Origin of the sequence: Pseudomonas sp. RC10-4-2 (assembly GCF_050433085.1) — a bacterium.
Classification (GTDB): Bacteria; Pseudomonadota; Gammaproteobacteria; order Pseudomonadales; family Pseudomonadaceae; genus Pseudomonas; species Pseudomonas aeruginosa.
The window spans coordinates 1,570,808-1,590,475 of sequence record NZ_JBNPXX010000001.1 but is presented as its reverse complement, the minus strand read 5'-3'; the positions used below and the strand labels follow the sequence as shown (position 1 = coordinate 1,590,475).

At 65.8% G+C, this 19,668-nt stretch carries 24 protein-coding genes; 13 read left to right on the top strand and 11 right to left on the bottom strand.

All coding sequences use genetic code 11. From position 1 onward, the window contains the following. Positions 1-52 precede the first annotated feature (52 nt). Positions 53-976 carry a transaldolase gene (tal, locus tag FHW81_RS07540; RefSeq protein WP_003090868.1) on the top strand — a complete coding sequence of 308 codons (924 nt, stop codon included), beginning with the start codon at positions 53-55 and terminating at the stop codon, positions 974-976. Positions 977-1,063: 87 nt separating this feature from the next. Here the strand turns inward: tal and rssC are convergent, their stop codons facing one another. Beyond that, a complete protein-coding gene (gene rssC / locus FHW81_RS07535; RefSeq protein ID WP_003104052.1) occupies positions 1,064-1,546 on the bottom strand; it encodes an anti-sigma factor antagonist RssC in 483 nt (160 codons plus the stop codon). Then, positions 1,543-2,727, bottom strand: coding sequence for a two-component system response regulator RssB (rssB, locus tag FHW81_RS07530; protein WP_003119890.1), 1,185 nt, complete (start codon positions 2,725-2,727; stop codon positions 1,543-1,545). The genes rssC and rssB overlap by 4 nt, the downstream gene beginning before the upstream one ends. Before the next feature lie 246 nt (positions 2,728-2,973). Between rssB and pilZ the strand changes: the two genes are divergently transcribed. After that, positions 2,974-3,273 (top strand): cyclic di-GMP-binding protein PilZ, encoded by a 300-nt coding sequence (gene pilZ, locus FHW81_RS07525; RefSeq protein ID WP_003104055.1) that lies wholly within the window; start codon positions 2,974-2,976, stop codon positions 3,271-3,273. A 57-nt stretch (positions 3,274-3,330) separates the two neighbouring features. On the opposite strand, the gene FHW81_RS07520 is transcribed toward pilZ, so the two are convergent. Then, positions 3,331-4,035: an MlaA family lipoprotein gene (locus FHW81_RS07520; protein ID WP_003114777.1), complete on the bottom strand. Its 705-nt coding sequence runs from the start codon at positions 4,033-4,035 to the stop codon at positions 3,331-3,333. Between the two features lie 102 nt (positions 4,036-4,137). Here FHW81_RS07520 and FHW81_RS07515 point away from each other — a divergent pair, with 102 nt between their 5' ends. Further along, positions 4,138-4,542 carry an acyl-CoA thioesterase gene (locus FHW81_RS07515; protein ID WP_004350269.1) on the top strand — a complete coding sequence of 135 codons (405 nt, stop codon included), beginning with the start codon at positions 4,138-4,140 and terminating at the stop codon, positions 4,540-4,542. A 1-nt stretch (position 4,543) separates the two neighbouring features. Here FHW81_RS07515 and FHW81_RS07510 read toward each other — a convergent pair whose 3' ends face one another. After that, positions 4,544-5,263 carry a UTRA domain-containing protein gene (locus FHW81_RS07510; RefSeq protein WP_003104061.1) on the bottom strand — a complete coding sequence of 240 codons (720 nt, stop codon included), beginning with the start codon at positions 5,261-5,263 and terminating at the stop codon, positions 4,544-4,546. A gap of 133 nt (positions 5,264-5,396) precedes the next feature. Here FHW81_RS07510 and FHW81_RS07505 point away from each other — a divergent pair, with 133 nt between their 5' ends. From FHW81_RS07505 to FHW81_RS07495, 3 genes are all read left to right on the top strand, one after another. Then, positions 5,397-6,140, top strand: a complete 744-nt coding sequence (locus tag FHW81_RS07505) for a phosphonoacetaldehyde phosphohydrolase-related protein (RefSeq protein ID WP_003162384.1) — start codon at positions 5,397-5,399, stop codon at positions 6,138-6,140. After that, entirely contained in the window at positions 6,137-6,718 is a 582-nt protein-coding gene (locus FHW81_RS07500) for a phosphonate degradation HD-domain oxygenase (RefSeq protein ID WP_003090877.1), read from the top strand. Before FHW81_RS07505 ends, FHW81_RS07500 begins: the two co-directional genes overlap by 4 nt. Positions 6,719-6,791: 73 nt before the next feature. After that, positions 6,792-7,055: a DUF4404 family protein gene (locus FHW81_RS07495; RefSeq protein WP_003090878.1), complete on the top strand. Its 264-nt coding sequence runs from the start codon at positions 6,792-6,794 to the stop codon at positions 7,053-7,055. 66 nt (positions 7,056-7,121) lie between these two features. On the opposite strand, the gene queF is transcribed toward FHW81_RS07495, so the two are convergent. The 3 genes from queF to ptrA form a co-directional block, all read right to left on the bottom strand. Continuing rightward, positions 7,122-7,952, bottom strand: coding sequence for an NADPH-dependent 7-cyano-7-deazaguanine reductase QueF (gene queF, locus FHW81_RS07490; protein WP_023091197.1), 831 nt, complete (start codon positions 7,950-7,952; stop codon positions 7,122-7,124). A gap of 117 nt (positions 7,953-8,069) precedes the next feature. After that, positions 8,070-8,687, bottom strand: a complete 618-nt coding sequence (locus FHW81_RS07485; RefSeq protein WP_004344471.1) for a cupredoxin domain-containing protein — start codon at positions 8,685-8,687, stop codon at positions 8,070-8,072. Positions 8,688-8,858: 171 nt separating this feature from the next. Then, entirely contained in the window at positions 8,859-9,050 is a 192-nt protein-coding gene (ptrA, locus tag FHW81_RS07480) for a T3SS anti-activator PtrA (protein ID WP_003090881.1), read from the bottom strand. A gap of 125 nt (positions 9,051-9,175) precedes the next feature. Between ptrA and FHW81_RS07475 the strand changes: the two genes are divergently transcribed. Together FHW81_RS07475 and FHW81_RS07470 are read left to right on the top strand one after the other, a co-directional pair. Then, complete coding sequence (locus tag FHW81_RS07475; RefSeq protein ID WP_003098784.1) at positions 9,176-9,856, top strand: heavy metal response regulator transcription factor; 681 nt, start codon at positions 9,176-9,178, stop codon at positions 9,854-9,856. Further along, entirely contained in the window at positions 9,853-11,184 is a 1,332-nt protein-coding gene (locus FHW81_RS07470; RefSeq protein ID WP_016852701.1) for a sensor histidine kinase, read from the top strand. The genes FHW81_RS07475 and FHW81_RS07470 overlap by 4 nt, the downstream gene beginning before the upstream one ends. 49 nt (positions 11,185-11,233) lie before the next feature. On the opposite strand, the gene FHW81_RS07465 is transcribed toward FHW81_RS07470, so the two are convergent. The 4 genes from FHW81_RS07465 to FHW81_RS07450 all read right to left on the bottom strand — a co-directional run bounded on the left by FHW81_RS07465 (position 11,234) and on the right by FHW81_RS07450 (position 14,424). Continuing rightward, positions 11,234-12,013: an ABC transporter permease gene (locus tag FHW81_RS07465; RefSeq protein ID WP_003090884.1), complete on the bottom strand. Its 780-nt coding sequence runs from the start codon at positions 12,011-12,013 to the stop codon at positions 11,234-11,236. Continuing rightward, entirely contained in the window at positions 12,010-12,942 is a 933-nt protein-coding gene (locus FHW81_RS07460) for an ABC transporter ATP-binding protein (RefSeq protein WP_003090885.1), read from the bottom strand. Before FHW81_RS07460 ends, FHW81_RS07465 begins: the two co-directional genes overlap by 4 nt. 75 nt (positions 12,943-13,017) lie before the next feature. Beyond that, on the bottom strand, positions 13,018-13,638 hold the full coding sequence (locus FHW81_RS07455; RefSeq protein ID WP_003108953.1) for a glutathione S-transferase family protein: 621 nt from the start codon (positions 13,636-13,638) through the stop codon (positions 13,018-13,020). 114 nt (positions 13,639-13,752) lie between these two features. After that, the gene (locus FHW81_RS07450; RefSeq protein ID WP_003098789.1) at positions 13,753-14,424 is read right to left on the bottom strand and encodes a transglutaminase-like domain-containing protein; all 672 of its coding nucleotides are present in this window, start codon (positions 14,422-14,424) and stop codon (positions 13,753-13,755) included. Positions 14,425-14,576: 152 nt separating this feature from the next. On the opposite strand from FHW81_RS07450, the gene FHW81_RS07445 reads away from it, so the two are divergent. From FHW81_RS07445 to FHW81_RS07425, 5 genes are all read left to right on the top strand, one after another. Further along, complete coding sequence (locus tag FHW81_RS07445) at positions 14,577-17,024, top strand: acyl-CoA dehydrogenase (RefSeq protein WP_003108955.1); 2,448 nt, start codon at positions 14,577-14,579, stop codon at positions 17,022-17,024. 128 nt (positions 17,025-17,152) lie between these two features. Beyond that, on the top strand, positions 17,153-17,533 hold the full coding sequence (locus tag FHW81_RS07440; RefSeq protein WP_003119883.1) for a PA2816 family glutamine-rich protein: 381 nt from the start codon (positions 17,153-17,155) through the stop codon (positions 17,531-17,533). Between the two features lie 58 nt (positions 17,534-17,591). Then, positions 17,592-18,002, top strand: a complete 411-nt coding sequence (locus FHW81_RS07435; protein ID WP_003090890.1) for a PA2817 family protein — start codon at positions 17,592-17,594, stop codon at positions 18,000-18,002. A gap of 264 nt (positions 18,003-18,266) precedes the next feature. Then, the gene (locus FHW81_RS07430) at positions 18,267-18,992 is read left to right on the top strand and encodes a Crp/Fnr family transcriptional regulator (RefSeq protein ID WP_003090891.1); all 726 of its coding nucleotides are present in this window, start codon (positions 18,267-18,269) and stop codon (positions 18,990-18,992) included. Positions 18,993-19,057: 65 nt separating this feature from the next. Continuing rightward, a complete protein-coding gene (locus tag FHW81_RS07425; RefSeq protein ID WP_003116572.1) occupies positions 19,058-19,651 on the top strand; it encodes an RNA polymerase sigma factor in 594 nt (197 codons plus the stop codon). The last annotated feature ends 17 nt before the right edge of the window (positions 19,652-19,668 follow it).

Below are 19,668 nucleotides of genomic sequence, written 5' to 3'. Positions count from 1 at the left end.
GGTAAGGTCGGGGAATTCTTCTTCCCAAGAACCCACCTGACAAGACCTCGCCATGACTTCGAAGCTGGAACAACTCAAGCAATACACCACGGTGGTCGCCGACACCGGCGACTTCGATGCCATTGCCCGCCTGAAGCCGGTGGACGCCACCACCAACCCGTCGCTGCTGCTCAAGGCCGCCGCCCTGCCGCGCTACGCCGAGCACCTTCGACAGGCTACCGCGGGTAGCGGCGGCGACGCCGGACTGGCTTGCGACCGCTTCGCCGTGGCAGTCGGCAAGGACATCCTCGGAGTCATTCCCGGACGTATTTCCACCGAAGTCGACGCGCGCCTGTCGTTCGACAGCGAGGCCACCCTCGCCCGCGCCCACCGCCTGATCGAGCTGTACGACGAACAGGGCATCGACCGCGAGCGGGTGCTGATCAAGATCGCCTCCACCTGGGAAGGAATCCGCGCCGCCGAGATTCTGGAACGCGAGGGCATCCAGACCAACCTGACCCTGCTGTTCTCCTTCGCCCAGGCGGTGGCCTGCGCCGACGCCGGGGTGTTCCTCATCTCGCCGTTCGTCGGGCGCATCTACGACTGGTACAAGAAGAGCGAGAACCGCGACTACGCCGGCGCCGAGGATCCCGGCGTGCAGTCGGTCTCGCGCATCTATCGCTACTACAAGGCCAACGGCTACAAGACGGTGGTGATGGGCGCCAGCTTCCGCAATCTCGGCCAGATCGAGCAACTGGCCGGCTGCGACCGCCTGACCATCAGTCCCGACCTGCTGCAACAACTGGCTGACGCCCAGGGCGAGCTGCCGCGCCTGCTGCTGCCGGGCGAAGGCGAGCCGCGCCAGGTGCTCGACGAGAGCGCTTTCCGTTGGCAGATGAACGAGGACGCCATGGCCACCGAAAAGCTGGCCGAAGGCATCCGCCTGTTCGCACGCGACCAGGAAAAGCTCGAATACCAGTTGGCGACCCGCCACTGATCGCCGCTGCCGGCGGGACGCGCATGCAGGGCGTCCCGTTCCGGCGCAGCGGAGGATTCAGCAGGAATTCGGGAAGGGATCGACCGGTTAATGGCGCTCCAGGGCGCTGACCAGGTCGTGGAAGGCTTCGCGGTTGGATTCGTTGAGGCCCATCAGGATGCGGTGCGCCTCCAGAACCTTGTCGCGCACCACATCTTCCGACTGGTCCTGCGGCGGCAGGTCGGACAGGCATTCCGGGCACGGAATCGGACGATCGACGATATTGAACACCTGATCGAAGCCCATCGACTGCAACAGACGGGTAATGTCCGGATTGGTGGTCACCAGCGTGGGCAACAGGCCGATTTTCTGCCGCGACAGGATGGACAGCTTGGCCAGCAGGCCGAGCGTGGTGCTATCGATGCTCTGGGTTTCCGTAAGATCGATGATGATCGCCGAAAAATTCAGCGCAGCGAAGATCTTTTCGATGGTGGAATCCAGGGCCGAGCACAGGGTGAGGCGGACCTCACCGACGAATTTCAGAACGAAGGAGCCGTTCTGTTCGGCAAACTGGATTTTACCGGTACTCATGCAAGGTTCCTGCTCAACACCAGCAAGGCGATATCATCCGGCATCTCCGCCAGGTTGGCCAGCCCGAAGACCTGGCGCAGCCCGTCGAGGGTGCCTCCGGCGGCTGCCACCTGTTCCGGTAGCGAAGCCTCTTTCTCCTTCAGCGTAGCTCCTGGCAGCACATCGAGGATGCCATCGGAAAACAGCGACAGGCTGAAGGAAGGCGGCAACTCCATGACCCGGTCGTCATAGGTCGCATCGTCGAACAGGCCCACCGGCAGGCCACGGCCCTCCAGGTAGCTCGCCTGCCCTTCGACGAACAACACAGGAAGCGGCAGGTGGCCGCCGATGCTGTAGGTCAGGCTGTTCTTCTCCAGGTCGATGACCCCGCCGAGCATGGTCACGTGCTTGCCCAACTTGGTGTTGATCAGGCCGCGGTTGATGTGCGCCAGCACCTCGGACGGCTTGAACTCCGGGAGCGTGCCGTTGCGCCTCGACTCATAGAGCAGGCGCGTGGTCATGAACTTCAGCAGCACCGTGACGAAGGCCGAGGAAGCGCCATGGCCGGAAACGTCGGCCAGGTAGAACGCCACGCGTCGCTCGTCGACCCGGAAGTAGTCGACGAAGTCGCCGGAGAGATACAGCGACGGAATGATCCGGTGGGAAAACTCCAGCCCCTCGATGCTCCACGGCGTCACCGGAAGCATGTTCATCTGCACCTGGCGGCCGGCGTTCTGGTCTTCCTGAAGCAGGTTCAGGCTGGCCTGCAATTCGCGGTTGGCGGCTTCCAGCTTGTCGCGGTAGCGCTGGTTCTCGACCCGCAGGTAGGCGCGATCCAGGGCCCGGCGCACCGAATGCTCGAGCACCGCGAGGTCTTCCAGGGGCTTGATCAGGTAGTCGGCGGCGCCCAGGCGCAAGGCTTCCACCGCATCGCTCATCACGCCGGCTCCGGAAAGTACGATGATCGGCGTTTCCGAAGCGGTCTGGCGGATGCGGCGGATCAGTTCGAGGCCGTCGATCTGCGGCATGCGCAAATCGCAAATGACCAGGTCCGGCTGTTCGCTTTCGAAGATCTGCAGGCCCTGCAGACCGTTGAGGGCCTGCAACACCTTGAAGTTGCTGTCTTCCAAGTAGGCGGCGAGGCTTTCGCGCACCACCTCGTCGTCATCGATGATCAGCAGCGTGGCACTGACTTTATGCATGGGTCATCCAGGCAAACGGCGCCGGAAACAGTGGGTCCTAGGCGCTTATTGTAAGTGACAACAGCGCGGCTACGGGGTTCGACAAGGCGCAGACGGTACTCCCATCCGTTGAGCAGTTCAAGCCGTTGACCTTTGCCGGAAAATCCGCATTTGTCCGTCCGATCCCGTCCGCACGGTATAAACTTTGACGATAATCGCCAGGATTGCCAGTCGCCCTCCCATCGCCCCGACCATGAGGATCAGCCCATGCAGCCCATCGAGCACAACTACAGCGAGAAGCGCGACTTCATCCGCATGAAGCTCGACACCCCGGTCACCATCCGCTGCGAAGGCCGCGAGTCGGTGGCCCTGTGCCGGGACCTGTCCGCCAGCGGGCTGCTGCTGGAAGCGCAAAGCGAGCTGGCTCCGGGCGACCACCTGCGGGTGAGCATCCCGTCCACCCACGAGACGCTCACCGGCCTGGAACTGGAAGCCCGCGTGGTGCGCTGCGAACGCCTCGGCCCGGGTCGGCATAGCCTGGGGCTGAGCATCGTCGCGATCCACTGAAACGACGAAAGGCGACCCAAGGGCCGCCTTTCCAGGTGTCGCACGAAGCGGGTCGACTTAGAAGTCGTCCTCCACCTCGCCGTCCTTGACCTTGAACTCGCGGTTCTGCAGGTAGGCGTTGCGGATGAAGATGTACTTGTCGCCGCTGATCAGTTTTTCCGACTTCAGCAGGTTGGCACGGGTGTCGACGGTATTGATGCCGAACATCACGTTGCGCGCGCGTACGTCGTCCATGTAGTGGTAGGGACTGACATAGATGTCCGGGATCTTCGCCGGGGCATCGCGCAGCGTGCTCGGGCCGAGGAACGGCAGCATCACGTACGGGCCGCTGCCGACGCCCCAATAACCCAGGGTCTGGCCGAAGTCCTCATCGTTGCGCTGCAGGCCCATCGGGGTCGCCACGTCGATCAAGCCGGCCAGGCCGAAGGTGCTGTTGAACAGCAGGCGGCTGGTGTCCACGCCGGCATTGTGGAACTTGGCCTGCAACAGGTTGTTGGCCAGGTTCTTCACGTCGCCGAGGTTGTTGAAGAAGTTGTGCACGCCGTCCTGAACGAAGTTCGGGGTGACCTTCTGGTAACCCTGGGCCAGCGGTTTCAGCGCATAGGTGTCCAGGGTGTCGTTGAAGGTGAAGATGGGACGGTTGATGCTTTCCCAAGGGTCTTCTTCACTGGCCGCCAGGGACAGCGTGGGTGCCAATGCGAGGCTGGCGCAAGCCAGGATTCGGGCACTACGTTCGATCCAGTTCACGCCGCGGGCGCGCATTGCTGTATCTCCTTTGCATGACTAGTCTTGGCCGCCAGCGCGGCTTCAGCGTGCGCGCAGTATATAGGCTCGCATCGATTTTGAGACTAGAAGAGTTACGAGATGGCTGACAGACAATTGCTACACACGGCCCATATCCCGGTGCGCTGGGGCGACATGGACAGCTACGGGCACGTCAACAACACCCTTTATTTCCAGTACCTGGAAGAGGCCCGGGTGGCCTGGTTCGAAACCCTCGGCATCGACCTGGAAGGCGCTGCCGAGGGGCCGGTCGTGCTGCAAAGCCTGCACACCTACCTGAAGCCGGTGGTGCATCCGGCCACCGTGGTGGTGGAACTGTACGCCGGCAGGCTGGGCACCAGCAGCCTGGTACTGGAACATCGCCTGCGCACCCTGGAAGATCCGCAAGGCACCTATGGCGAAGGCCACTGCAAGCTGGTCTGGGTGCGCCACGCGGAAAACCGTTCGACGCCCGTGCCGGACAGCATACGCGCCGCGATCGCCTGACTCAGGCGCCCGGATAGGCCGCGTCGAGCACGATCTCCAGAGCGTCCGGGCGCCAGAACTCCTGGTCGAACTCGACCACCCTCTGCCCCTCCGCGTAACTCAGTCGCTCCAGGTACAGCGCCGGCGAACCCGGCGCCAGTTGCAGCGGCTCGGCCTGGGCCGCGTTCAGCGCGGTCGGGTGCATCGCCAGTTGGCAGCGCGTCGGCTGCAGGCCGAAACGCTCGCGCAGCAGGCTCATCAGCGAAGTATCGAGGTCGTGGTCCAGCAGGCCTGGGCACCACCCGGCATCCAGGGCGATCAGTTCGATCAGCACCGGACGCTCGTCCACCCAGCGGCGCCGTTGCAGGAAATACACCGGCGCGCTGTCCTCCAGCCCCATCCGCTTGGCCAGCCAGGCGCCGGCTGCACGCCGCTCGGCGTGCAGCGTCTCGGTACGCGGCTGGCGTCCCTGGGCGCTGACGTATTCCATGAAGCCGGTGGTACGGGTCGGGTTGTAGCGGATCCGCGGCGGCGCGACGAACCAGCCGCGGCGGTTCTCGCGATAGACCAGGCCTTCGGTTTCCAATTGCTGCAGGGCTTCGCGAAGGGTGATGCGGGTACACAGGAAGCGCTCGGCCAACTCCCGCTCGGAGGGAAGTTTCACTTGCAGCACACCCTGGGCGATATCCGCGGCGAGCTGGTCGCGGATGCGCAGGTACTGACGAGATTGATCGACCGGCATGACGGCCTCGCTGATTCAGACCGGCCGATTATAACGGCAGCCCGTCGGCCTATCGCCACTGCCACGAAAACGTCACGGCGGCGTCACAAAACCCCTCTAGGCTGGCCTAGACCATTTGCCAGACGCCTTTCGCATGCCCAGCTCCGACCAACTCCCGCGCTTCACCGCCCTGCTCTTCGGACTCTCCGGCGGCCTGGTGGATTTCGGCGCCCGGACCCTGTCCCTGGCGCTGCTGCGCAGCCATCCGCATAGCCCTGCCGAACACCTCCGCGACGCCAGTCTGCTGCCCTTCGCCGAGGCACAAAGCTTCCTGTTGCAGCGCAAGCCGAACAAGAACGAGCGCCAGCGCCTGGAGCAGGCCCTCGACGAAGCCGCCGAGGAACAGGCCGAAGCCATCGCCGGTGCCGTGGCCCTGCTGGAGAGCCTGGACGAACAACGGATTCCCTACGCCTGGCAGGACGAGCTACCGGAATCGGTCTGCCAGCGCCTTGCCGCGCCGCTCGGCCGAGCGGACGCCCTGATTCCCCTCGCCGGCGCGCGCCCCTGGCCGGCCCCCGATGGCTGCTGGCAGGCCCTCGCCCAGCTGGGCATCGAGCGCCTCGACGGCTGCGTGCTGGTCAGCGCCCAACCGCGTCAACTCCAGGCCGGACTCAATGCCGGGCTATGGACCATCGGCCTGGCCGCCAGCGGGCCGTCGTGCGGCCTCTCGCCAGCCGACTGGGACGCTCTCGGACATACCGAGCGCGACCGCTTGCGTGCCGACGCCACCCTGGAACTGTACCGCCTGGGCGTGCATTCCGTGATCGATCACCTGGGCGAGCTGCAACCCTGCCTGCACGACCTCGCCGTCCGCCGCCTGAAAGGAGAAAAACCATGAGCCGCGCCCGTCACCGCTTTCTCGACGAACTGGCCGAACGCTTCGCCAGCCATGGCGCCGAGCCCTATGGCGAGGCAGTCAGCCAGGCCGAGCACGCGCTGCAGTGTGCGACCCTGGCCGAGCGCGCCGGCTGCTCGGACAGCCTTGTAGTCGCCGCCCTGCTGCACGATATCGGCCACCTCTACGAAGACCCGGCGCAGATCGACGAGGAGGACCTGCGCCACGAGGAATTCGGCGCACGCCTGCTGCGCGAGCTGTTCCCAGAGTCGGTCTGGCAGCCGGTGCGCCTGCACGTATCGGCCAAGCGCTTCCTCTGCGCGGTGGACCCGAGCTACCACGCCAGCCTGTCGCCGGCCTCCCGGCACAGCCTGGTGCTGCAAGGCGGGCCGTTCGACGAGCGTGCCGCCGCGGCCTACATCAAGGCGCCCTATGCCCAGGACGGCCTGACCCTGCGCCGCCTCGACGACCTGGCCAAGGACCCGGCCATGCGCACCCCCGAACTGACGCACTTCTTCCCGCTGCTGGAACGCCTGCTGCGGATTGATCCGGATCGCGCACATCTGCGCCCGACAGGTTAATCTGTTCGGCATGGACGGACCTTTCGGCGCCCGCCGGAGGTCCACCGAAGACTTGTACGTCGAGGGAAATACCATGCCGAAAGAGAGTCTGCTGCGCGAACTATCCGCCCTGCGCGAGCAACTGGAGCAACAACCGCCGCTGAACGAAGAGCAGCGCGCCGAACTGGAACTCCTGATCAGGGACATCGAACTGAAACTGGCCAACGAGGACGCCCTCAACGAAGGCAGCCTGGTCGATGGGGTCAACCTCGCCGTCGAGCGCTTCGAGGTCAGCCACCCGACCCTCGCCGGCACGCTCCGCTCCATCGTGCAGAGCCTGGCCAACATGGGTATCTGAACGACTTGCCGAAATGAAAAGCCCCGGCATGGCCGGGGCTTTTTCGTATCCGCGTGTTGCGAGGCGTTACTGGCGCACCAGGCGTCGGTTGTCCGGTGCGACCTCCGCCAGGCTGCGGTAGGGATTGATATCCAGGCCGCCACGGCGTACGTAGCGCGCGTAGACGCTGAGCGCCTGCGGCTGCAACAGGCGCTGCAGGTCGAGGAAGATGCGTTCGACGCACTGTTCGTGGAAGTCCTGGTGCTGGCGGAAGGAAACCAGGTAGGCCAGCAGGCTGGCCGGGTCCAGCGCCGGGCCCCGGTAGTCGACCACCAGGGTGCCCCAGTCGGGCTGGCTGGTGACCGGGCAGTTGGACTTGAGCAGGTGGCTGTAGAGCTGCTCCTCGACGATCCGCCCGGCGTCGCAGCGCAGCAGTTCCGGGCGCGGCTGCTCGTAGCCGTCGACGGCGATGTCCAGCTCGTCGATGCAGCGCCCCGGCAGACGCCCGATGCCCTCCTCGGCAACTTCGTCGAGGCTGCGCAGGCGCACGCCCACGGGCGCCCCGGCAGCGGCCGAGAGGTCTTTCTCCAATACCGCGCGAAGCGCCTCGCGACTATCGAAGGCGGACTGGTTGAGGGAATTGAGGTAAAGCTTGAACGACTTCGACTCGATGATGTTCGGCGAGTCCGCCGGGATCGAGAACTCGCCGATCGCCACCACCGGCTTGCCGGCCGGGGTCAGCCAGGACAGCTCGTAGCAGTTCCAGATATCCACGCCGCGATAAGGCAGGGTCTCGGCGCTCAGGCCAAGCTCGGCCCATTTCGCCGTGCGTGAAATGGGAAACAGCAGCGACGGCGTGTAGCTGGAGACGTATTCGCTGGTCTTGCCCAGCGGCGAATGTTCGGCGGGATGCTGCATGAGGGAAACCTGCTGGATGAATCGCGCAGGGCCCTTCCCCGCGCGCCGCGCCGCACTGGCGGGCGGCGGCAAGTGTATACGGATCGGCCGGCATCTTCACGCCGGCCGTCCGCCGGCTCAGGGCTGCACGGTCAGTTGACCGACCATCCCGGCCTGGTAGTGGCCGGGGATGTTGCAGGCGAACTCCAGCCGGGTGGCTTTGGTGAAGGTCCAGGTCAGCTCGGCGCTCTTGCCCGGCTCGACCAGCACGCTGTTGGGGTCGTCGTGCTTCATCATCCGGCCATGGTCCATGCCGGCCATGCCGTGGCCCATCTGACTATGGTCCATCGACGCCATGCCGGTCGGGGTGAGCATCCCGGACTGCTGCATCTCCAGCATCTCCTTCTGGTGCTCGGCATGCATCGCCGCGTCTCCCAGGTTGAACTCGTGCAACAGCTTGCCTTCGTTCTTCAGCACGAAGCGGACCGTCTCGCCGGCCTTGACCTCGATCGCCCGCGGCTTGAAGTACATGTCGCCGAGCACCACCTCGATGCTGCGGCTGGCCTGCGCGGCCTGGGCCGGCTTGCCGAAGGCCTGGCCGTGGGCCGGTGAAGCCTGGGCGCTGGCACCGAAAAGCACGCCGAGGACGATCAGGGAAGCGGGAAGCAGGCGGCGCGGAAACATACGGGGAATCTCCATCGGGTTGATGTCGCCTATCCTGTGTCGCTGCGCCTGCCGGCTGGCTGTCGGGAGCATTACATCTTTGTCAGCTTGCCGCCGTTGCGGACCGCGAAGGCTAAGATCGCCCAGCACCACCGACGGGCATAAAAAACCCGCCGACCGGAAACCAGGGAACCGGTGGCGGGTGAAGACGGGATCGGAGCCCTCCGTCATCCCGTGTGGAACCGGGGGTGGAAGAACTGGCGATCAGCAGTTTTCCTTGTCCTTCTTCGTCGCTTCGGCCTGCTTCGCCAGTTTCTCCTGGTGCGCGGCACGAGCCTTGGCGGCCTGGGCCTGCATGCGCTCGAAGACGATGTCGCCGCCGCTGTCGGCCATGGCCGGAACGGTCGGGGCGAGGACCAGCAGGAAAGCGAGGGTGGAGGCAGTGAAGGTACGCATGGGAAGTCTCCTCGAATGAGTTCCCCTGTAGTCTGCGCGGGGGCCACTGTCGCCCCCGTTACCCACTGATTACGATGCTGTCAGAAACAGGTCGGCATGGCCGGCAAATGTAACGAGGGATGAACATGAAACTGCTGATCGTCGAAGACGAACCGCGCATCGGCCAGTACCTGCGCCAGGGGCTCGCCGAGGCAGGCTTCGCCGTCGACCTGAGCGACGATGGCAACGAGGGCGAGCAACTGGCCCTGGGCGGCGACTACGACCTGCTGATCCTCGACGTCATGCTGCCCGGCCGTGACGGCTGGCAGATCCTGCGCAGCGTGCGCGACGCCGGGATGACCGTACCGGTGCTGTTCCTGACCGCCCGCGATGCCGTAGAGGACCGCGTGCGCGGCCTCGAACAAGGCGCCGACGATTACCTGGTGAAGCCGTTCGCCTTCGTCGAACTGCTCGCCCGGGTGCGCACCCTGCTGCGCCGGGGCAGCCAGCAGTTGCAGGAGACCACCCTGCAACTGGCCGACCTCGAACTCGATTTGCTGCGCCGCCGGGTGCAACGCCAGGGCAAGCGGATCGACCTCACCGCCAAGGAGTTCGCCCTGCTCGAACTGCTGCTGCGGCGCAGCGGCGAGGTGCTGCCCAAGTCGCTGATCGCCTCGCAGGTCTGGGACATGAACTTCGACAGCGATACCAACGTCATCGAGGTGGCCATCCGCCGCCTGCGCGCCAAGGTCGACGACGACTACCCGCAGCGCCTGATCCATACCGTGCGCGGCATGGGCTACGTTCTCGAAGAGCGCGACGAATGAGCGCCGGGTTCGGCTCGCGGATGTCCCTCGGCGTCCGCCTGAGCCTGCTGTTCGCCGCCTGCACGGCGGCGGTCTCGCTGATCGCCGGATTGATCTTCAGCAGGGCCATCGACGAGCATTTCGTCGAGCTCGACCATATGGCGATGTCCGCCAAGCTCGCGGTGTTTCGCGATGAACTGCGCGGCCTCGGCTCGGAACAACAGATGCGCCGCCGCGAAGCGGAACTGCTGCGCGAACTGGCACGCCATCCCGACCTCGGCCTGCGTCTGAACGGCCCGGATGGCAACCTCTGGTTCGAGCGCCTGCCGCAGCCTGCGCATCCCGGCCTGCCCGCCAACCGCGAACTCGGCGCCCCGCTGGAGCCCGGCAACGACGCTTCGCCGCGACTCACCGTGATCCTCGACATCAGTCATCACCAGCACTTCCTGCAACGCATGCGCCAGTTGATCTGGCTGACCATGAGCCTGTCGGCGCTGGCCACGGCGCTGCTCGGCGCCTGGGCCACCGGCGCCAGCCTGGCGCCGCTGCGACGGATGCGCGAAGTCGCCGCGCGGGTTTCCGCCAACTCCCTCACCACCCGCCTCGACGCCAGCCGGATGCCAGAGGAGCTGCGCGGACTGGCCGGCGAGCTGAACGCCATGCTGGCGCGCCTGGAAGAAGCCTTCCAGCGCCTCTCGGCGTTCTCCGCCGACATCGCCCACGAGTTGCGCACCCCGCTCACCAGCCTGCTGACCCAGACCCAGGTGGTACTGTCCCGCCCACGCTCGCGGGAGGATTATCGCGAGGCCCTGCACGGCAACCTCGAGGAGCTGGAACGGCTCACCGCGATGGTCAACGACATGCTGTTGCTGGCCAAGGCCGACCACGGCCTGCTGGCGCCCAGCCGCCAGGCCCTGGACCTGGGCGCGGAAGTCGACTCGCTGCTGGAGTTCTACCAGCCGCTGGCGGAAGACCGCGACATCCGCCTGCTACGCGAAGGCAGCCTGAGCCTGCCCGGCGACCGCGGCATGCTGCGGCGGGTGCTGGCCAACCTGCTGGACAACGCCCTGCGCTTCACCGCCGATGGCGGCGAGATACGTATCCGTCTCGGCGACCGACGCCTGAGCGTGGAGAACCAGGGTCCGGCGATTCCTCCCGAGCGCTTGCCGCGCCTGTTCGACCGGTTCTATCGTGCCGATCCGGCGCGCCGCGAAGGCCAGGGTGAACACGCCGGGCTCGGCCTGGCGATCTGCCGCTCCATCGTCCAGGCCCACGGCGGCGAGATCCGCTGCGAGTCTGCCGACGGCTGGACCCGTTTCGTCATCGATTTCGCTCGCCCGCGCCGATGAAACGCGAAGCCCCCATGACGGGGGCTTCTGTTTCATGCCTTCGAGCGTTTCATTGGCGCATGCCGCGCCCGCTCACCAGCAGCCTTACGCAGCCGAGATAGAGCACCGCGGTGGCCAGCAGCATGAAGCCGATGGCCACGCCGATGCGAATGTCGGAGACGCCGAGGATGCCGTAGCGGAAGGCGTTGACCATGTGCAGGATCGGGTTGGCCAGCGACACGGTCTGCCAGAACGGCGGCAGCAGGTTGATCGAGTAGAACACCCCGCCCAGGTAGGTCAGCGGCGTCAGCACGAAGGTCGGGATGATCGAGATGTCGTCGAAGTTGCGCGCGAACACCGCGTTGATGAAACCGCCCAGGGAGAAAATGGTCGCGGTAAGCACCACCACCAGCACCGTGATGCCCAGGTGGTGCACCTGCAGCTTGGTGAAGAACAGCGACAGCATGGTCACGATCACCCCCACCGCCAGGCCGCGCAGCACACCGCCGATGGTGTAGCCGAGGAGGATGGTGTGCGGCGATACCGGCGACACCAGCAGCTCCTCCACCGAGCGCTGGAACTTGCTGCCGAAGAAGCTCGACACCACGTTGCCGTAGGCGTTGGTGATCACCGACATCATGATCAGGCCGGGCACGATGTATTCCATGTAGGTGAAGCCGCCCATGTCGCCGATCTGGCGGCCGATCAAATTGCCGAAGATCACGAAGTACAGGACCATGGTGATCGCCGGCGGCAGCAGGGTCTGCGGCCAGATCCGGGTGAAGCGGCGCACCTCGCGGTAGACGATGGTGTTCAGGGCGACCAGGTTGGCGCTCAGCTCGCTGCTCATCGGGCGATCCTCGTCAGGTTCTTCTCCACCAGCGACACGAACAGCTCCTCCAGGCGATTGGTCTTGTTGCGCAGGCTCAGTACCTCGATGCCTTGTGCGCCCAACTGGGCGAACAGATCGTTGATACCCTGGCTTTTCTCCACCTGCACTTCGAGGGTGTGATCGTCCACCAGCCGCGTCGGGTAGCCGTCGAGAGTCGGCGGCAGGGCCTGGACGTTCTTCAGGTCGAGCAGGAAGGTTTCCGAATGCAGGGTCATCAGCAGGTCACGCATGCTGGTGTTCTGCACGATCTCGCCGTGGTCGATGATGGCGATGTTGCGGCAGAGCTGCTCCGCCTCTTCCAGGTAGTGGGTGGTGAGGATGATGCTGATGCCTTCCTGGTTGAGTTCGGTGAGGAAGCTCCACATCGAACGACGCAGCTCGATGTCGACCCCGGCGGTGGGCTCGTCGAGGATCAGCAGGCGCGGCTGGTGGACCAGTGCGCGGGCGATCATCAGGCGCCGCTTCATGCCGCCGGAGAGCATCCGCGAGGCTTCGTTGCGCTTGTCCCACAGGCCCAGTTGGGTCAGGTAGCGCTCGGCGCGCTCCTTGGCGATCTTCGCCGGGATGCCGTAGTAGCCGGCCTGGGTCACGACGATGTCGAAGACCTTCTCGAACTGGTTGAAGTTGAACTCCTGCGGCACCACGCCAAGGCAACGCTTGAGGCCGGCCGGGTCCTTGTCGAGGTCGTGGCCGAACACCGAGACCGAACCGCTGGTCTTGTTCACCAGGGTCGAGAGAATCCCGATGGTGGTGGACTTGCCCGCGCCGTTGGGGCCGAGCAAGGCGAAGAAATCACCTTCGGCGACGTCCAGGTCGATGCCCTTGAGGGCCTGGAAACCGTTGCCGTAGGTTTTCGTCAATTGACGGATGGACAGGGCGGAACTCATTAGGCTTCCCGTGTCGGAAGGTGAAGAGGAAGAGCTAGATAAGGCTACGGGTAACAAAATGCAACAGTAGCCGGCTCAGGTCAGTTCGGTCATTACCGCGGTGCGGAACGCCGGGCGCTCGCGCAAGCGCAGGTACCAGGCCTCGAGGTGGGGCAGCGGCGGGCGCTCGATGGGCATCTCGAACCAGGCGTAGATGAAACAGCCCAGGGGAATGTCACCCATGCCGAAGCGTTCGCCGGACAGCCAGGGTTGGCCGGCCAGGGTCTGGTCCGGCACCCGCAGCAACTCGCCGCAGGTCTGCAACGCCTTTGCGATCAGGGCCTCGTCGCGTTGCTCCGGCGGCGTACGCAGCGTTCCCCAGAACAGGTCGCGGAACGGCCCGGCGAGAGTCGAGGTGGTCCAGTCCATCCACTTGTCGGCGTCGGCGCGGCGCACCGGGTCCTGCGGATAGAGGTCGCCCGGCGCATAGCGGGCGGCCAGATAGCGGACGATGGCGTTGGACTCCCAGAGGACGAAGCCGTCGTCCTCGATCACCGGCACCCGACCGTTCGGGTTCATCGCGCGGAACGCCGGCTCATCCACCAGGCCGAACGCCCCGCCGGCATCCACCGTCCGGTACTCCAGGCCAGCCTCCTCGGCGCACCACAACGCCTTGCGCACATTGCTCGAGTTCTTCCGGCCCCAGATGGTCAACATACTCTGCGTTCCCTCTTCGGTTGATGCGGCGGATGGGTCGCCGGAGCGCCCGGACGACATGCCGCACCCTACCGAGGATGGACCGAAGAAGGAAGACGCGCCGGCTGATGGTGACTATCGACGCCCTTCATCTTGCCCGGCCTCGGCCTGGAAATCGCCGTCCAGGGCCAGCGGGCGGCCGGAGAACAGGTGCGGATAGTGCTGCTGCAAGTGGGAGAAGAACAGTTCCTCCGGCAGGTCGGCGAACTGGCCGTGATCGGCCAGGTACTCCATGTAGCGCTCGCCCTGGCGGTTGAATGGATGGAAGACGCTGTCGGCGACGCCGTCGAACTCCAGCGGAGCGACGTCGAAGGCGCGGCACAAGGCACGGTTGAACGCCGGGGTGGCCTTCACCCAGCGGCCCTCGAGGTACAGCTCGGTATAGCCGTGCATGGCGAACACCTCGCTGCGCAGCGCTTCCAGCAGGCGCGGCGTGGCCAGGTGGTTGCGCACGTCGGCCAGGCCGATCCGCGCCGGAATCCGGCAATGCCGGGCGCAGGCGGCGAGCAGGATGGCCTTGGGCACGCAATAGGACTCGCCCTGCTGCAGGGCGTGGCTGGCCTTCAGGGTCTGCGGATCGCGGCTGAACACGTAGGGGTTGTAGCGCACCCCGTCGCGTACCGCGTAGTACAGCGCGACCGCCTGGTCACGCGGTTTCGCCGAATTCCCCCGGGATTTTTCCGCGAACTCCACCACCACCGGGTGGTCACTATCCACGAAGCGGCCGGATTGTAGGTAGGACTGCATGGCGGGCTCCCGGCGGGCAATTTGTCCCAGTCTAAACGGGAAGTTTTCGCCTATAACGTGACAAACCGGCCAAGCTGACCGGCCCTGCCGCCAAACGGCGGCAAACGGGCTAAGCTCGAGACGCCGCCTGGCGTCTTCATGGAGGATTCCGCATGTTGTTGCTCTGGTTAGTCGTACTGGTACTCGGTGTCGCTTACCTCGCCCATCGGCGTACCCCACCCGCTCCCGCGCTCGGCATCAGCGCCGCCTACCTGATCCTGATGGGCGTGTTCAGCCACGCGCCCGGCTGGCTGCTGCTGGTCTTCTGGCTGCTCTGGCTGGCGGTGGCGCTTCCCCTCGCCCTGCCCGACCTGCGCCGGCGCGTGCTCAGCGGTCCGCTGTTCGCCTGGTTCCAGAAAGTCCTGCCGCCGATGTCCGACACCGAGCGCGAGGCCATCGAGGCGGGCACCGTGTGGTGGGATGGCGAATTGTTCAGCGGCCGCCCGGACTGGCAGAAACTGCTCGACTACCCCAAGGCGCAACTCACCGAAGAAGAGCAGGCCTTCGTCGACGGCCCGACCGAAGAACTCTGCGCCATGGTCAGCGACTGGGACATCGGCCAGCGCATGGACCTGCCGGAAGAAGCGTGGGCCTTCATCAAGCAGCACGGCTTCTTCGGCCTGATCATTCCCAAGGAGTACGGCGGCAAGGGCTTCTCCGCCTTCGCCCACTCGCAGGTAGTGATGAAGCTCGCCACCCGTAGCGGCGACCTGGCCTCGACGGTGATGGTGCCGAACTCCCTCGGCCCGGCCGAGCTGCTGCTCCACTACGGCACCGACGAGCAGCGCCAGCGCTACCTGCCGAGCCTGGCCAAGGGCGACGACATCCCCTGCTTCGCCCTCACCGGCCCCTACGCGGGCTCCGATGCCGGCGGCATGACCGACGTCGGCATCGTCTGCAAGGGCGAATGGGAAGGTCGCGAGGTGCTCGGCCTGCGCCTGACCTGGGAAAAGCGCTACATCACCCTCGGCCCGGTGGCCACCCTCCTCGGCCTGGCCTTCAAGTGCCACGACCCGGACCATCTGCTGGGCGACGAGGAGGACCTGGGCATCACCCTGGCGCTGATTCCCACCGACACCCCCGGGGTCGAGATCGGCCGCCGCCACGTGCCGCTGGGCGCCGCCTTCATGAACGGTCCGAACTCCGGCAAGGACGTGTTCGTGCCGCTGGAGTACATCATCGGCGGGCAGGAAATGATCGGCAAAGGCTGGATGATGCTAATGAACTGCCTGTCGGTCGGACGCTCCATCTCGCTGCCGGCGGTGGGCACCAGCGCTGGCAAGGCCAGCAGCTACGTCAGCGGTCGCTACGCTCAGGTCCGCGAGCAGTTCAACGTGCCGATCGCCGCCTTCGAAGGCATCCAGGAGGCGCTCGCCCGCATCGGCGGCAACGCCTGGCTAATGGACAGCGCGCGAATCCTCACCGCCAACGCGGTGGACCTCGGCGAGAAGCCCTCGGTGCTTTCGGCGATCCTCAAGTACCACCTCACCGAGCGCGGCCGCGAGTGCATCGCCCATGCCATGGACATCCATGGCGGCAAGGGCATCATCATGGGCCCGAACAACTACCTGGGTCGTTCCTGGCAGGGCGCGCCGATCTTCATCACGGTGGAAGGCGCGAACATCCTCTCGCGCAACCTGATGATCTTCGGCCAGGGCGCGATCCGTTGCCATCCGTACGTACTCAAGGAAATGGAACTGGCCCAGCGCGAGGACAAGGACCAGGCCGCCCGCGAGTTCGACGCGCTGCTGGTGAAGCACATCGGCTTCGCCGTCGGCAACGCCGCCAGCAGCTTCCTCCTCAGTCTCAGCTGCGGCCACCTCGGCAACGCGCCCGGCGACCGCATCAGCCGTCCCTACTTCCGCGCGCTGAACCGCCTGGCGGCGTCCTTCGCCCTGCTCGCCGACTTCAGCATGATGCTGCTGGGCGGCGAACTGAAGCGCAAGGAACGCCTCTCCGCGCGTCTCGGCGATGTCCTCAGCTATCTCTACCTGGGCTCGGCGGCGCTCAAGCGCTACCACGACCTGGGCAACCCGGACTACCTGCATCCGCTGCTGCGCTGGGCCATGGAGGAAAACCTCGGCAAGGCCGAGGCGGCGCTGGAGGACCTGCTGAACAACTTCCCCAGCCGCTTCTTCGGCTGCGCGCTGAAGGTCCTGGTACTGCCGTTCGGCCGCCGGCACAAAGGGCCGGGCGACGAACTGGACGCCGAGATCGCGGAAATCCTCGGCCGTCCGGACGACGACCCGGCGTTGCAGGCGATCCTCGCCGGCGCGTTCCTGCCGAAAGACCCGCAGGACCCGGTCGGTGCCCTCGCCCACGCCTTCGACGCGGTACGCGAAAGCGCCGCGCTGGAGAAAACTCTGCACAAGGCGATCAAGGAAGGCAGGGTCCAGCCGCAAGCGGGGCAGAACCCGATCGATGCCGGCGCCGCCGCCGGCGTGCTGAGCGCCGAGCAGGCGCAGGCCCTGCACCAGGCCGAAGCGGCACGGCGCAAGGTGATCGACGTCGACGACTTCGCCAAGGAGGAACTGCAACTGGCCGACGGCAGGATCCGCTGACACTCCGCGGCAAAGCGACGGTCGCAACCGACAAAGGCGCCTTCCGGCGCCTTTGTCGTCTTCACCCACCCAAACCCGGGCGATTGGCTAGAATCGACGGGCACATCCCTGACGTACGGGAGGCCATCATGCTCAAGCTACTTGCCACCGGCCTGGCAGCCTCGTTTCTCCTCCTGCCCCCGGCGCAGGCCGCACCGCCTGCGCCCTATGGCGTGCAGCCGCACCAGCAGGCGGTGCAGCGCGCCGGCGAACAGCGCCAACGCCAGCTCCAGGAACAGCGCCAGCGCTTCGACGAACAACGCCTGCAATTGCAGCAGGATCAACTGCAACGCCAGCAGCAGAACCTGCAGCGGCAACGGCAGCAGCGACAGATGCAGGACAACCTGATCCGCCAGCAGCAACTGGACCAGCAGCGCTGGCGCCTGGAGCAGGACCAGCGGCGCCTCGACAGCGAACGCCGGCAACTGGAAAACCGCCGGCGCCAGAGCCAGTCCCCGGCGATCCGCTGAAACTGGCCGGCGCCGCGAAACCCTTTATACTGCCCAGCTTTTTTCCAGAGGACCCGTCATGGCCAACTCCTACCTCGAGCACCACCTCGCCCTGCTCCAGCACCTGCGCAACATCCTCGGCGCCCTGGGCGAGGCCGAGCAGGTGCCGGAAGAAAACCACGGGCTGTTCCTCGAGCGTTTCGACGAACTGATGGACGAACTGCCGCGCGACCCGGAAGGCGCCCAATACCTCGGCCAGGACCTGATTTCCCAGGTCTTCCACCGCTATCCGCAGATCGCCCACCTGGTACCTCGCGACCTGCTGTGGTTCTTCGGCGGCGATTGCCTGCACTTCATGCCGGACGAAGAGATCGACCTGTTCCAGCGCCTCGACGAGCGCCGCTACGAAGCCGAAGAGCGCGGCGAAACGTTCGACTGGAACCGCGAAAAGCAGTTGCTCGCGCTGCCCGAGGACAGCCCGCGGCACTGAGCCCGCCACGGCCACCGGCCGTCCCGCCCCGACCGCCATCCGTGCGCTCGGGGCCGCCTCCCGCCAGCCCAAACCTCGCTACCCTTTCCGAATAAAAAACGGACCGCCCGCCCGATTGCCGGAGCGCGCCGAGTCCGTACCTAGCAGTTCTGCCGGGTAGCCGGAGCTTCACACCCCTTCGCCGCACACGTCCCCACTGATTGCTCTGCAGCGAGCATGTCGTACCTCGCCGGAGCTGCCGATCAATCTGGCGAAGGCGCAGGCATGCACTCGAACGAGTCAACGGAAGACCGCTGTTCACGCCACTACACCCTGCTGCAACGGTGCCCGCTGCTGCACGGGCTGCCCGATCTGCTGCGGCACGTGGCGACCCATGCGTCGGAGCGCCGGTTGCGCGACAAGGACGTCCTGTTCCTCAAGCACGACCCTGAAGACTTCATCGGCCTGGTCCTCGGCGGACACCTCTATACCGTGCTCTACGGGCCGGACGGGCGGGAACTGATCGTCAATGACATCCGTCCTGGCGAAGTGATCGGGGAAACCGCGCTGATCCAGCCGAACCGCCGCGAGACCTCCGCCTACGCCTCCGGCGCGGCGTCGGTGCTGATCCTCCACCGACGTCACTTCGCCCCGTTGATCGCCGACACGGAATTCCTCAACCGCGCGCTGGCCCTCCTCTGTTCGCGCCTGCGCGAAGCCTCCGGTTTCGTCGAGAGGGTCTGCCTGCATCGCCTGGAGTCGCGCCTGGCGCGCCATCTCCTGGCCAGCCTGGCGAGCGAACAGCCCGAGGGAGCCTGCGCGACGCTACCGACCAACCAGAGCATCCTAGCAGCGATGCTCAACGCCAGCCGCCCGAAGCTCAACGCGCAACTGCAAATATGGAAACGCGAAGGGCTGATCAGCTGCCACAACGACCGGATCCTGATCAACGACCTCGGTCGCCTACGACGCAAGGCCGAACTGCCGGCCGCGCCCCTGTCACCCAGGTAACAGCCTCGCCCACCGCCCGCCTCACAGACTGCTCGCCGACACGAGCAACCAGGGAGGTAGCGGTTATGGATCGTCCGAATCAGCCAGGCGGCAACGAAACCGGTTCCGATCGCCTGTTCGAGGAAAGCTGGCGTGCCGCGCAGGCTGGCCTGCGCAAACGCGCGCAACGCCTTGCGCGCGGCAACAGCCATCGGGCCGAAGAATGGCTGTCGAGCACCGCGGTCAAGGCGATGCTGTTCCTGCGCCAGTCACCGGAGCGGGTACGCGACCCCCAGGGCTTCCTGTTCCTGGTCCTGGAACACGTCTACCTGGACAGCGCGCGCCACCAGATCCGCGAGGACCGCCTCATCGACCGCGGCATCGACCTGCACGATGGCCAGTTGGAGCGCTTCGCCGCCGTCGGCTCGCCGCTGGAACGCCTGGAGCAGCTGGAACGTCTCGACCAGGTGGACAAGGCCCTGGCCTCGCTGTCGCGCCAACAGCAGCAGCTCTTCGAGCTGCGCTTCATCGAAGAACTGCCCTATGCCGACATCGCCAGCCAACTCGGCATCGCCCCGCCGCTGGTGCGCAAGCGCGTGCAGTTGCTGCGCTCGCGGCTGAGCGCCGACTTTTTCGCCGGCGACGTTTCACAAGACAGACGCAGCCGCGTTCATTCCTGACAAGCGAGTCGAGGCCC